This is a genomic window from Agrococcus jejuensis (genome assembly GCF_900099705.1).
Taxonomy (GTDB): Bacteria; Actinomycetota; Actinomycetes; order Actinomycetales; family Microbacteriaceae; genus Agrococcus; species Agrococcus jejuensis.
On sequence record NZ_LT629695.1, the window covers coordinates 296,409 to 309,113 of the forward strand.

11 protein-coding genes are annotated in these 12,705 nt (G+C 73.9%); 6 read left to right on the top strand and 5 right to left on the bottom strand.

Annotated elements, in window-relative coordinates; translation table 11 throughout:
* On the top strand, window positions 1-498 hold the full coding sequence (locus BLQ67_RS01410) for a DUF6328 family protein (RefSeq protein ID WP_092501780.1): 498 nt from the start codon (window positions 1-3) through the stop codon (window positions 496-498).
* Here the strand turns inward: BLQ67_RS01410 and BLQ67_RS01415 are convergent.
* Window positions 495-1,949, bottom strand: a complete 1,455-nt coding sequence (locus BLQ67_RS01415; RefSeq protein ID WP_092501782.1) for an MFS transporter — start codon at window positions 1,947-1,949, stop codon at window positions 495-497. The genes BLQ67_RS01410 and BLQ67_RS01415 overlap by 4 nt on opposite strands.
* Window positions 1,946-3,787 (bottom strand): hypothetical protein, encoded by a 1,842-nt coding sequence (locus BLQ67_RS01420; protein ID WP_092501784.1) that lies wholly within the window; start codon window positions 3,785-3,787, stop codon window positions 1,946-1,948. Before BLQ67_RS01420 ends, BLQ67_RS01415 begins: the two co-directional genes overlap by 4 nt.
* A gap of 262 nt (window positions 3,788-4,049) precedes the next feature.
* Here BLQ67_RS01420 and ku point away from each other — a divergent pair, with 262 nt between their 5' ends.
* The 5 genes from ku (at window position 4,050) to BLQ67_RS16280 (ending at window position 9,911) form a co-directional block, all read left to right on the top strand.
* Window positions 4,050-4,880, top strand: a complete 831-nt coding sequence (gene ku, locus BLQ67_RS01425; RefSeq protein WP_092501785.1) for a non-homologous end joining protein Ku — start codon at window positions 4,050-4,052, stop codon at window positions 4,878-4,880.
* Between the two features lie 10 nt (window positions 4,881-4,890).
* Window positions 4,891-7,242 (top strand): non-homologous end-joining DNA ligase, encoded by a 2,352-nt coding sequence (gene ligD / locus BLQ67_RS01430; RefSeq protein WP_172802230.1) that lies wholly within the window; start codon window positions 4,891-4,893, stop codon window positions 7,240-7,242.
* A 147-nt stretch (window positions 7,243-7,389) separates the two neighbouring features.
* Window positions 7,390-8,730 carry an HNH endonuclease signature motif containing protein gene (locus BLQ67_RS01435; RefSeq protein ID WP_092501787.1) on the top strand — a complete coding sequence of 447 codons (1,341 nt, stop codon included), beginning with the start codon at window positions 7,390-7,392 and terminating at the stop codon, window positions 8,728-8,730.
* 39 nt (window positions 8,731-8,769) lie between these two features.
* The gene (locus tag BLQ67_RS01440) at window positions 8,770-9,726 is read left to right on the top strand and encodes a methyltransferase family protein (protein ID WP_092501789.1); all 957 of its coding nucleotides are present in this window, start codon (window positions 8,770-8,772) and stop codon (window positions 9,724-9,726) included.
* 26 nt (window positions 9,727-9,752) lie between these two features.
* On the top strand, window positions 9,753-9,911 hold the full coding sequence (locus tag BLQ67_RS16280) for a hypothetical protein (RefSeq protein ID WP_157674618.1): 159 nt from the start codon (window positions 9,753-9,755) through the stop codon (window positions 9,909-9,911).
* Window positions 9,912-9,927: 16 nt separating this feature from the next.
* On the opposite strand, the gene BLQ67_RS01445 is transcribed toward BLQ67_RS16280, so the two are convergent.
* The 3 genes from BLQ67_RS01445 to hisD are packed head-to-tail and all read right to left on the bottom strand — an operon-like array spanning window position 9,928 to window position 12,696.
* A complete protein-coding gene (locus BLQ67_RS01445) occupies window positions 9,928-10,941 on the bottom strand; it encodes a quinone-dependent dihydroorotate dehydrogenase (protein ID WP_092506716.1) in 1,014 nt (337 codons plus the stop codon).
* 2 nt (window positions 10,942-10,943) lie between these two features.
* Window positions 10,944-11,411, bottom strand: coding sequence for a transcriptional regulator NrdR (gene nrdR, locus BLQ67_RS01450; RefSeq protein ID WP_092501791.1), 468 nt, complete (start codon window positions 11,409-11,411; stop codon window positions 10,944-10,946).
* Between the two features lies 1 nt (window position 11,412).
* The gene (gene hisD, locus BLQ67_RS01455; RefSeq protein ID WP_092501793.1) at window positions 11,413-12,696 is read right to left on the bottom strand and encodes a histidinol dehydrogenase; all 1,284 of its coding nucleotides are present in this window, start codon (window positions 12,694-12,696) and stop codon (window positions 11,413-11,415) included.
* Between the last annotated feature and the right edge of the window lie 9 nt (window positions 12,697-12,705).

Consider the following 12,705-nt stretch of genomic DNA (forward strand, 5'->3'; position numbering starts at 1 on the left):
ATGGTGGATGCCGACGGCCGCGACGAGACCGAGAACGAGCGCCTCGATCGCAACTGGCACGACATCCTGCAGGAGCTGCGCGTGGCGCTCACGGGCACGCAGCTGATCTCGGGCTTCCTGCTCGCGGTCGCGTTCCAGTCGCGCTTCGACGAGCTCACGCCCGAGCTCGTCGCCCACTACCTCGTGCTCGTCGGCCTCGCCGGCCTCGCGACCCTGCTGGGTCTCGCGCCCGTCGCCGTGCACCGCCTGCTCTTCCGCAAGCGCGTGAAGGAGGCGACGGTGCACCTCGGCAACCGCCTGCTGCTCGCGACGCTCGTCGTCGTGACGCTGCTCGTGATCGGCGTCGCCGCGTTCGTCTTCGAGTTCGTCGCCGGCGCGATCGCGGGCCTGATCGCCGCGATCGTCGCGGCCCTCGTCGCGTGCGGCATGTGGGGGCTCGGGATCGCCGCCCGCATCCGTGCGCGGTCGGACGCGGCGCGCCCCGAGATCGCTCGCTAGTCGGCGGTGGTCGTCGCCGCCGGCGCCGGGGCGTGCGCGCCGCGGTCGCGCGGCATCGCGAGGGCCGCGACGAGCACGAGCGCCGAGAGCACCGCGGTGCCCACGAACACGACCTGCGAAGCCGACACGATCGTCGCGGGGTCGGTGGCGTCGCCGCCCGCCGCATCCACCGTGGCGTTCGCGAGCGCGCCGAGGATCGCGGCGCCGATCGCCTGCCCGATCGAGCGCGCGAACATCTGCGCGCCCGTCACGACGCCGCGCTCCGACCAGTCGACGCTCGCCTGCGCCGCGACGACGCTCGGCACGGCCGTGAACCCGAAGCCCAGTCCGATGAGCAGGCACAGCGCGCCGACGATCCACGGCGACGGGATGCCTGCGAAGGCCGCGAGCGCGATGGCGGCGACGACGAGGATCGTGCCGCCGACGATCGTCGTGGCGCGGAAGCCGATGCGCAGGTACAGGCGACCCGACAGCGACGCGGCGATGGGCCAGCCGATCGTGAGCGTCGCGAGCGCGAGGCCCGCCCAGATGGGCGCGAGGCCGATCGAGCCCTCGAGGTACGTGGGCACGTAGGCGGTGAGGCCGATGAGGCCGCCACCGATCGCGAGGCCCATGAGCGCCGTCGTGCGCAGCAGCGGCCGCGTGAGCAGCATGGGCGGCAGGATCGGCTCCGCCGCACGCCGCTCGACGACGACGAAGAGCGCGAGCAGCACGGCGCCTGCTCCGAGGATGCCGATCGACAGCGGCGACGCCCACGCCCACGCGCGGCCGCCCTCGAGCACGCCGAGGATGAGCAGCGACAGCGACGCCGTGAGCAGCAGCGCACCGAGCCAGTCGAGGCGGTGCTGCGTGCGCTCGACCTTCTCCTGGAACCTGGAGATCACGAGCCAGCCGGCGAGGATGCACAGCGGCACGTTGACGAGGAAGATCCAGCGCCACGCATCCAGCTGCGCGAAGATGCCGCCGAGCGTGGGGCCGACGACGGCCGAGATCGCCCACACCGACGCGAGGTAGCCCTGCACGCGGGCGCGCTCCTGCAGCGTGTAGACGTCGCCGACGATGGTCATCGACACCGGCAGGATCGCGCCGGCGCCGATGCCCTGCACGGCGCGGAAGGCGATGAGCGAGGGCATGTCCCACGCGACGCCGCACAGCAGCGAGCCGACGAGGAACGCGGCGATGCCGAAGAGCATGACGGGCTTGCGGCCGATCGTGTCGGCGAGCTTCGCGTAGATGGGCGTCGTGACCGACGATGCGAGCAGGTAGATCGAGAAGAGCCACGGGAACGACGCGAACCCGCCGAGGTCGTCGACGATCGTCGGCACCGCCGTGGAGAGGATGGTTGCGTCGATCGCGACGAGGCCCGTCGAGAGCATCATCGCCAGCAGCAGCGGGCCGCGCTCCGAGCGGAGGCCGACGGCGGTGAGGGGTGCTGCGCCAGGAGTGCTCATCGAGAGGGCGAACCCCAGATCGGTCCCTGGCATTCCGGCCACGTCGCTCGTCGCTGCGCGGTCGCGACGGTGTCGGCGACGCGGGGGTCGAGCCTGCCGAGCTCGGCGGCGAGTCGCAGCGCGACCTCCACCTCGGTCGCGACGTCGTCGAGCACGCCGCCCTTCGCGCCCGCCATGCGGCGTCGATGCGCCTCGACGTCGGCGACGCGCGCCTGCGACAGGGGCCACTCGGACGAGTTGAGGTGCACGGCGTCGTGCCGTCGGCCCAGCAGCGCCTCGGCGACGCGCCAGCCCGCCGCGGCGAGGGCGACGAGCGCGACCGCGACGAGGCCCGTGAGCTCGCCGGCGCGCACGCTGCGCAGGTACGGCGAGTACGCGTTCGCACCGTCGACGAGGTGCGCCGAGATCGCGGCGCCCGCGGCGACGCCCAGCCACGCGATCGTCGTGGGCAGGGCGCGCAGCCCGGCGAGGCGCTCGCGGAGCTCGGCACCGACGAGCAGTGCGACGGCGAACGTGGCGCACGCGGCCGCGGATGTCGGCGACGTCGGCTGGCGGAAGTCGGATGCGCTCGGCAGCCACAGCAGCGTCGCGACCACCGCCGCGATCGACCAGCACCACCCGCCGACGACCAGTCCCGGCCACAGGCGCGACAGTGCGGTGAGGGGCTTCGTGGCTCGCGCGAGCACGGGCACGCGCGCGGCGGCCACGAGGTCGACGAGCACGCCGGCGTCGAACGGCGCTCCGCGATCCTGCCTCGTGCCTGCGACCGCCGAGACGACCCGGCGCACGAGCCTCGCATCGTGGCCGCGGCCGCGCAGGATCGCGGCGACGACGGGCAGCGGCACGTGCGGTCGCAGCACGATCGCACCGTCGGGATCGTGCGCGAGCCGCGCCGCGAGCGCCGCGTCGAAGCGACCCGCCAGCGGGCCGACGCGCAGCATGGCAGCTCGGGTGCTCGCATCGATGGCATCGGCGGCGTGCAGGCGGTCGGCCTGCGATTCCATCGCCGAGCGCAACGCGGTCCACGTGCCCTTCTGGAGTGCCCCGATGCGATCGCGGAACGTGCGCTCGAGCGCCGCGAGCCGCTCCTCCGGCAGGTCGTCGAGCGGATTCGCGCCGCCCGGCAGCAACCCCGAGCCCGGACCTCGGCGGAGGAGGACGAGCAGCGGGATCCCGACGGCGATCGCCAGTGCGTGCAGGGCGAGGCCCCCGACGACGGCACCGGACCAGCCCGAGAGCAGCGACGTCCGCACGACCAGCAGCACGACGATGAGCAGCAGCCACAGGAGCAGCACGACCATCGCGACGACGCCGCCCGGCCCCACCCCGGGTCGATGCGACGTCGGCGACCGGCGCGCTCCGCTCGGCCGCCCCTGCCGTGACGCCGTGGGTGGCACCGTGGGCGGCGCCTTCGGATCCTCGATCGCGAGCGTGGCCAGCATCGCGACGAGCATGAGGGCGCTCGCACCCGTCCACAGCGCCGCGGCGCCCAGCTCGCCGCGCAGGTCCTCGTCGGGCCGGGCGCCGAGCCAGATGGGCGCGCCGAAGAGCAGGATCGTCGCCGCGAACCCCGCGAGCGCCGCGAAGCCGCCCCAGTATCGCCACGTCGCGATGGCGTGCAGCACCGCGAGCGCACGCCGCACGGTGCCTCCGGCTCCCGACGCGCCGCGCACGGAGGAGACGAACGCGTCGTGCGCCGCGCGCACCCGCTCGTCGACGTCGTCGAGCCCGAGGGTCGCGAGCGAGCCGCGCAGCTCCTCCGCCGAGGGCGATCCCTCGACGCGCATGCCCCCGACCTCGACCGAGGCGCCGTCGACGTCGACGAGCAGCCGACGCACGGGCGGCGGTGGGGCGACGGTCGCTGCGGCGCGCGGCTTCGCACCGCGGGGTCGACGCCACCGGTCCGGGTCCGGCCGCTGCGGCTGCTCGGTGGCGCGCGAGGCATCGCGAGCGCGCTGTCGTCGCTCCCCGCGTCGCTCCCGCCGCGCCATGCCGCTCCCCTCGCCCACGCCATGCTGGCATCCGCCGGCCGTGCCCCTCCTGCACACCGACCTCCCTCAAGGGCTTGTCGAAGGTTCGGCCACGGGCCAAGGTGAGTGCATGCGCGCCATGTGGAAGGGATCCATCGCCTTCGGGCTCGTCAACGTGCCCGTGAAGCTGTACTCGGCCACCGAGACGCACGACGTGCGCCTGCACCAGGTGCACGACGAGGACGGCGGGCGCATCCGGTACCAGCGCAAGTGCGAGGTGTGCGGCGAGGTCGTGGCCTACGCGAACATCGACAAGGCGTACGAGGAGGACGGCAAGACCGTCGTGCTGCGCGACGACGACCTCGCAGCCCTGCCGGTCGAGCGCTCGCGCGAGATCGAGGTCGTGCAGTTCGTGCCGTCGAAGCAGATCGACCCGATCCGCCTCGAGAAGTCGTACTACCTCGAGCCGACCGGCTCGGCCCTCAAGGCGTACACGCTGCTGCGGCGCGTGCTCGACGAGACCGCGCGCACGGCGATCGTGCGCATCTCCATCCGCCAGCGGCAGCGCCTCGCGGTGCTGCGCGTGCACGACGACGTGCTCATGGTGCAGACGATGCTGTGGGACGACGAGATCCGCGCCGCCGAGTTCGCGAGCCTCGACGAGAAGCCGCGCATCCCGGCGAAGGAGCTCGACCTCGCGAAGGCGATCGTCGACCAGCTCTCGGGTGACTTCGCCCCCGACGAGTACCAGGACGACTACCAGGTGCAGCTGCGGCAGCTCGTGGAGGCGAAGCTCGAGCAGGGCGACGCGATCGACACGGCCGCGACGTTCGGCGAGCCCGCCGAGGAGGCCGAGGTGCTCGACCTCATGGAGGCGCTGCAGCGGTCGGTCGAGCGGCGCAAGGCCGGGGCCGCGAAGGGCACGAAGGACTCGGGCTCGAAGCGCTCGAAGTCCGCCTAGGAGCGCGCGCGTGGCCGAGCAGAGCGTGCGCGTCGGCGGTCGCACGCTCGGCGTCTCGAACCTCGACAAGGTGCTCTACCCCGACGCCGGCACGACGAAGGCCGACGTCATGGCGTACCTGCAGGAGGTCGCGCCCGTCATGCTCCCCCACGTGCGCGACCGCCCCGTGACGCGCAAGCGGTGGGTGCACGGCGTCGGCCCGGCATCCGACCCCGGCGAGGTGTTCTTCGTGAAGGCGCTCGAGCAGGGCGCGCCGTCGTGGATCCCCCGCCGCCCCATCGAGCACAAGGAGGGGCCGAAGGAGTACCCGCTCGTCGAGGACGCCGCGACGCTCGCGTGGCTCGCGCAGATGGCGGCGCTCGAGCTGCACGTGCCGCAGTGGCGCTTCGGCCCCGACGCCGCGCGCCGAGACCCCGACCGGCTCGTGCTCGACCTCGACCCCGGCGACGGCGCCGGACTGCCCGAGTGCCAGGAGGTCGCGCTGCTCGCGAAGGACCTGCTGGAGGACATGGGCATGCGTCCCCTGCCCGTCACGAGCGGGTCGAAGGGCATCCACCTCTACGCGCGCATCGACGCGCTGACGGCCGAGAAGGCGTCGGCGCTCGCGAAGGCCATCGCGCTGTCGCTCGAGGAGCTGCATCCCGACCTCGTCGTGTCGTCGCAGCGCAAGGCCAGTCGCGTCGGCAAGGTGCTCGTCGACTGGAGCCAGAACTCCGGCGCCAAGACGACCGTCGCCCCGTACTCGCTGCGCGGGCGACCGCAGCCGACCGTCGCGGCGCCGCGCACGTGGCACGAGATCGAGTCGGATGGGCTCGCGCAGCTCACGTACCTCGAGGTGCTCGAGCGCGTCGCGCGCGACGGCGATCTGCTCGCCGCCCTGGCGCCGCCGCCCATGGTCGACCGACTCGCGGTGTACCGGCAGAAGCGCTCTGCCGACAAGACGCCCGAGCCGATCCCCGAGGATGCGCCGCAGCCGACGTACGGGCGTTCGTTCGTCATCCACGAGCACCACGCGTCGAGCCTGCACTGGGATCTGCGGCTCGAGCACGACGGCGTGCTCATGTCGTGGGCGATCCCCAAGGGCATCCCCACCTCGGGCGCGAAGGACCGCCTCGCGGTGCGCACCGAGGACCACCCGCTCGAGTACGGCCGCTTCGAGGGCGTGATCCCGAAGGGCGAGTACGGGGCGGGCGAGATCCGCATCTGGGATGCGGGCGACTACACCGTGAAGGACTGGGACCCCGGCTTGAAGGCCGTGACGCTGCACGGCCGTGCCGACGGCGGCCTCGGCGGCTCGCCCGTGCGCATCGCGCTCGTGCAGACCGACGGCGACCAGTGGCTCTGCCACCGCATGCAGCTGCCCACCGCATCCGCAGAGCGGCAGTCGCGCTCGCGCGGCGCCGCCGTGCCGCGCACGCTCACGCCCATGCTCGCGTCGACGCGCACGCTCACCGACGTCGGCGACGGCTGGGTGTTCGAGCCGAAGTGGGACGGCTGGCGTGCGCTCGTGACCGTCGACGGCGACGAGGTGCGCCTGCAGTCGCGGTCGGGGCAGTCGCTCACCGACGGGTTCTCGGAGCTGCTCGCGCCCATCCGTCAGGCCGTGACTGCCGAGCGGGCGACGCTCGACGGCGAGCTCGTCGCGGGCTCTGGCGGCGGCGACTTCTCGTCGCTGCAGGGGCGGCTCGGCGATCCGCGCGCTCGCGGTCGGGCGGTGGACCGGGGCGAGCCCGTGACGCTCGTGCTGTTCGACGCGCTCGAGGTCGACGGGCGCTCGCTGCTGCGGAAGCCGCTGTCTGAGCGGCGCGAGGAGCTCGAGCGCGTCGTCGTCGTGTCGCCGCAGGTGGCGATCACCGAGCAGCTCACGGGGCGCGCGTCGGCGATCGTCGAGGCGTCGCAGCGGCTCGGCATCGAGGGGCTCGTGGCGAAGCGGCTGTCGTCTGCCTATCAGCCCGGTGTCCGCAGCGACGACTGGCGCAAGGTCGTGCACGTGCGCACGCACGAGGTCGCCGTCGTCGGGTGGCTGCCCGGCGAGGGGTCGCTCGGGCGCACCTTCGGGTCGCTCGTGCTGGCGGCGCCCTCGGCCTCGGGCGGGCTGCGCTACGCGGGGCGCGTGGGCACGGGGTTCTCCGCGCGCGATCGGGCTGCGATCCGCGACCGCCTGCCCGACCAGTCGCGCGCATCCCGCGCCGTCGACGGCGTGCCTGCCGACGTCGCCGAGCGGATGACGTGGATGCGCGCCGCCGTCGGCGAGGTGCGCTTCACGACGGTCACGGAGGCGGGCGCCTTCCGCCAGCCCGTCTGGCGGGGCCTGCGCCCCGACAAGGCGCTCGACGACCTGACGCCGTTGCCGGAGCGGTAGGCCGCGGGAGACGGCCCCCGACCTCGCGCTCCTCTCCAACCGCTCCGTGAGGTGCGAGCGGAGCGAGCCTCGAAGGGGCACCCGAGCCACCCAACTCGACCCACGACCGCGTGCTCCCGTGTCAGTGGTTGCTGGCAGAGTCAGGTCATGGCGCAGGAGATCGCAGGCACGGGGCAGGGTCCCGACGCTGCCGCGCTCGACGCCATCCAGGCCAACGCCCTGTCGCAGCTCGCCGCGGTGGACGCCGGCATGCAGGCGCTCGAGGCGCACCGCCTCCGACTGCTCGCGTCCCTCGGGCACCTCGCCCTGCATCGCGCAGGCGGTGGGAGCAGCCAGCGGTCCGCGATGGAGATGCGTGCGGTCGCCGCGGAGATCGGCGTGCAGGCTCGGGTGTCGGATGCGACCGTCGAGCGGCAGATCGGCGACGCGATGACCCTCGTCGACACGTGGCCGGTCCTGCTGGACGCGTTTGCGAACGGGCGGATCGGTCGTGGGCACGTGCGGGCGGTCACCGAGGCCGGCGGCGTGCTCTCGAGCACCGCCGTCACGCCGGAGCAGCGTGCGGAGTTCGAGCAGCAGATGGTCGCGCTCGCCGAGGCCACGACGCCCGCGCGTGTGAAGAAGGTCGCCCGCCGAGAGGCCGACAAGCACCTGACCGAGCCGCTCGTCGAACGCCACAAGGCAGCCCGCGAGGACCGCCGCATGACGTGCGACGACCTCGACGACGGCATGTCCTGGATCGGCGCCCTCGTCCCGTCGGTGCTGGCGCACGGCATCCAGGCGCGGTTCCGGGCGGGTGCGAAGGCGAAGTCGAAGGACGACCCGCGCACGATGCAGCAGTGGCAGGCAGACGCGTTCTGCGAGCTGCTGCTCACCGGCGCCGGCCAGCCGACGGTCGAGCGGACGCCCGGTGGCGCTGCGGTCGAGCACGCCGGACTGCTCGCGGCCATCAACCCCATCGTGCAGATCACGATCCCGGTGACGTCCATCACCGGCACGAACGACGCACCAGGCGGCCTCGACGGCGCCCAGCCGGTCGACGCCGAGACCGCCCGCATCCTCGCCGGCGTCGCAGCGACGTGGCAGCGGCTGCTGACCGATCCGATCCGCGGCACGGTCGTCGAGGTCGACACGTACTCGCCGACGGAGGCGCAGCGGCGACTGCTCCGGGCGCGCGACCAGCACTGCCGCTTCCCCGGCTGCGGCGCCAAGGCTCGCGACGACGACGCCGACCACACCATCGCCTGGGAGGACGGCGGCACCACCAGCCTCGGCAACCTCGCCCACCTCTGCCGCCGCCACCACACGCTCAAGCACCACACCGCCTGGGCGGTCAGCCAGCCCACGCCCGGCGTGCTCCACTGGCGATCACCCCTCGGCGCGGACTACGTCGACCGACCACCGCCCGTCGGCCCGCGATTCGTCGAGGTCCATGACCTCGCAGACGAATCCGCGACCGACCCACCCGACGCCGACCTGCCGTTCTGACGCCAGCGTCCCACCGACTCCGCTGGCTACGCTCGCCGCATGGACTCGAGTCGGGCGGCATCGCACGCGCCCGACCCGCGCTTGCGCACGCTCGGGCGCGCGTACTTCGGCGTCCAGTCCGTCGCGGGCGCCGCGTGGTGGCTGAGCGTCTTCCTCAGTCCCGCCGTGCAGCACGCGACGCTCGGCGCGCTGCCCCCGGTCGCCGTCGCCGCCTTCGACCTGCCGCTGTTCGTCGCCGCCTCGGCGCTCGCCGCCGCCGGCATCCGCTGGTCGGCGTGGATCGCCACCGCGTGGACGACCCTCGTCGCCGTCGGCATGGCCGGCTATGCCACGGTCACGCAGCTCGCGGGACTCGGGGCCGTGCTCATGGTCGCCGCAGCCGCCGCGAGCATCGCTGCGGCGATGCTCGTGCTGCTGGGCCGCATCCCGGGCGAGCTCGTCACGCGCGGCCCATTCGCGTTCGTCGTCGCGCCCGTCGTATCGGTGCGGGCGATCGCGGCACGCACGACGCGGCAGATGCTCGTGTTCTGGGGCACGTTCCTCGTCGTGCTGCCCACGATCATCGCGCTCGTCGAGGCGCGCTGGCTGCTGCGCCTCGACGCCCCGCCGGTCGTCCAGGCGCTCGGCGTCCTCCTCTTCGTGGTCGCCTCCGCCCTCGGCATCTGGTCGGCGCGCTCGTTCGCGGTGCTCGGCGAAGGCACGCCGCTGCCGTCGACGCAGCCACGCAGGCTCGTCGTCGCCGGCCCCTACCGCTGGGTGCGCAACCCCATGGCCATCGCCGGCATCGTGCAGGGCATGGCCGTGGGCCTCGCCATCGGATCGTGGATGGTCGTCGTCTGGGCCGCCGCGGGCTCGCTCGTGTGGAACCAGGTCGTGCGACCCGAGGAGGAGGCCGACCTGCACGCCCGGTTCGGTGCCGAGTACGCCGCCTACCGCGACCGGGTGCGGTGCTGGCTGCCGCGCCAGCCCCTTCCGCCGGGCACCGAGCAGGCGTAGCGTCGGCCCCCACGAAGGGAGTCGCCATGACAGAGAAGTCCGTCGACGAGTTCGGTCGCCTGCTCAGCGGCGCGCAGTCCGCCGCACCGCTGCCCGACACCGAGTGGATCCACGACGATCCCATCACCCACGAGCGTCCGACGCCCGTGCCCGACGCCACCGCGGAGGACGAGTCCGGGCTCTAGGCCCGACGGGCGCGGATCAGCGCGCGAGCAGCGCAGGCAGCTCGCGGTTGATCCGCGCTGCCCAACCGGGGCCCTCGTAGACGAACGCCGAGTAGCCCTGCACGAGCGTCGCGCCCGCGGCGAGGCGCTCGGCGACGTCGGCAGCCGTCGTGACGCCACCCACCGAGATGACGCACATTTCGGCGGGCAGCACGCGCCGCAGCACGCGCAGCACCTCGAGCGACCGCGCGGCGAGCGGCGCCCCCGACAGCCCGCCGGCACCGGCGGCCTCGACGGTCGCGGCATCCGTGCGCAGCCCGTCGCGCGAGATCGTCGTGTTCGTGGCGATGACGCCCGCGAGGCCGAGGCGCTGCACGAGCGCCGCGACGCCCTCGATGGCGTCGTCGTCGAGGTCGGGCGCGATCTTCACGAGCACGGGCGTCGCGCCCGCGGCGTCGCGCACGGCCTCGAGCAGCGGCGCGAGGCGCTCCTCGTCCTGCAGACCCCGCAGGCCAGGCGTGTTCGGCGACGACACGTTGACGGCGAGGTAGTCGGCGAGCGGTGCGAGCAGCCGCGTCGACACGAGGTAGTCGTCGATGGCGTCGTCGACGTCGACGACGCGACTCTTGCCGATGTTCACGCCGATCACGGGGCGCGACCGAGCGGCGCGCGCGGCGCGGATGCGGTCGGCAGCAGCCGCCGCTCCCCCGTTGTTGAAGCCCATGCGGTTCACGAGCGCCTTGTCGGCGAGCAGGCGGAACAGGCGCGGCCGGTCGTTGCCGGGCTGCGGGATCGCCGTGAGGGTGCCCACCTCGACGTGGCCGAAGCCGAGGGCGCCGAGGCCCGCGATCATCGACGCATCCTTGTCGAAGCCGGCGGCGAGGCCGAACGGCGTCGGGAACTCGCGCCCGAGCGCGTGCACGCGCAGCGACGCATCCGCACGCACGCCCGGTCGCAGCGACCCGGCGGCTCGCACGACCATCGCACCCATGTGGTGCGCGCGCTCGGCGTCGATCTTCGTCAGCACCCGCTCGTACAGCGCGTCGTACAGCGTCACTCGGCCGCCCCCTGGGTCTCGTGGTCGCGGCGCAGGCCCTCGATGGCCGACTCGAAGTCCTCGAGCGACTCGAACGCCTGGTAGACGCTCGCGAAGCGCAGGTAGGCGACCTCGTCGAGCTCGCGCAGCGGCGGCAGCACGGCGAGGCCGATGTCGTTCGCGTCGATCTGGCTCACGCCCGTCGCGCGGATCGCCTCCTCGACGCTCTGCGCGACCGTCGCGAGGTCCGCATCCGTCACGGGCCTGCCCTGGCACGCCTTCTTGACGCCCTCGATGACCTTGTCGCGGCTGAACGGCTCGACGACGCCCGAGCGCTTCACGACGAGGAGGCTCGCCGACTCCGTCGTCGTGAACCGGCGGTCGCACTTCGGGCACTGCCGGCGGCGGCGGATCGACAGGCCGTCGTCCGACGAGCGCGTGTCGACGACGCGGGAGTCGGGGTGGCGGCAGAAGGGGCAGTGCATGTCAGAGCCTCGCTCGGATCGCCTCGGCGTGCGCGGGCAGGTCCTCGCTCTCGGCGAGCGCGACGACGGCGTCGGCGACGCCGCGCAGACCCTCGAGGTCGTAGCGCACGACCTGCTGCGGCCGCAGGAACGTCGCGGCGCCGAGGCCAGAGACGCGCGCCGCCTGGCCGCCGGTCGGCAGCACGTGGTTCGAGCCTGCGGCGTAGTCGCCGAGGCTCACGGGGCTCGCGGCGCCGACGAAGATCGCGCCGGCGTTGCGGATGCGCGCCACGACGGCGTCGTCGTCGGCCGTCATGATCTCGAGGTGCTCGGGCGCGTAGGCGTCGGACACCGCGATCGCGTGGTCGAGGTCGGCGACGAGGATCGTGGCCGACTGCTCGGCGGCGAGCGAGACGCGCACGCGCTCGGCGTGCGGCGTCGCGGCGACGCGCACCTCGAGGGCGGCGTCGACGGCGTCGGCGAGCGCGAGGGAGTCGGTCACCAGCACGGCGGCGGCGAGCTCGTCGTGCTCGGCCTGGCTCACGAGGTCGGCGGCGACGAGGTCGGCGTCGGCCGTCGCATCGGCGATGACGAGGATCTCGGTCGGGCCGGCCTCGGCATCCACGCGCACGTGACCGCCGACGACGCGCTTCGCGGCAGCGACGAACACGTTGCCGGGGCCCGTCACGACGTCGACGGCGTCGACGACGCCCGGCACGCCGTACGCGAGCGCGCCGATCGCACCGGCACCGCCAGCGGCGAGCACCTCGTCGACGCCGAGCATCGCCGCGGCGGCGAGGATCGTGGGATGCGGCAGCCCGCCGTGGTCGGCCTGCGGCGGCGAGGCGAGCACGATGCGCTCGACGCCCGCGACCTGCGCCGCGACGACGTTCATGACGACGCTCGACGGATACACGGCCTTGCCGCCGGGCACGTAGACGCCCGCACGGGCGACGGGCACCCAGCGCTGCTCGACGACGGCACCCGTGCCGAGCGTCGTCGTGACGCCGGCGGGCACCTGCGCCGCCGTCGCGAGGCGCACTCGGCCGATCGCCGTCTCGAGCGCGGCACGCACCCCGTCGTCGAGCCCGGCGAGCGCGGCATCGAGCGCCTCCCGCGGCACGCGCAGCGTCGGCGGCTGCACGCGGTCGAAGCGCACGGCCTGCGCGACGAGCGCCTCCGCGCCGTCGACGCGCACGGCCTCGACGAGCTCGCGCGCGGCGTCGAGCACGCGGTCGACGTCATGCGCTGCGCGAGGCAGCTCGGGGACGTCGGCGCGCGCGGACAGATCGAGGCGTCGCAGCATGCCTCCAGG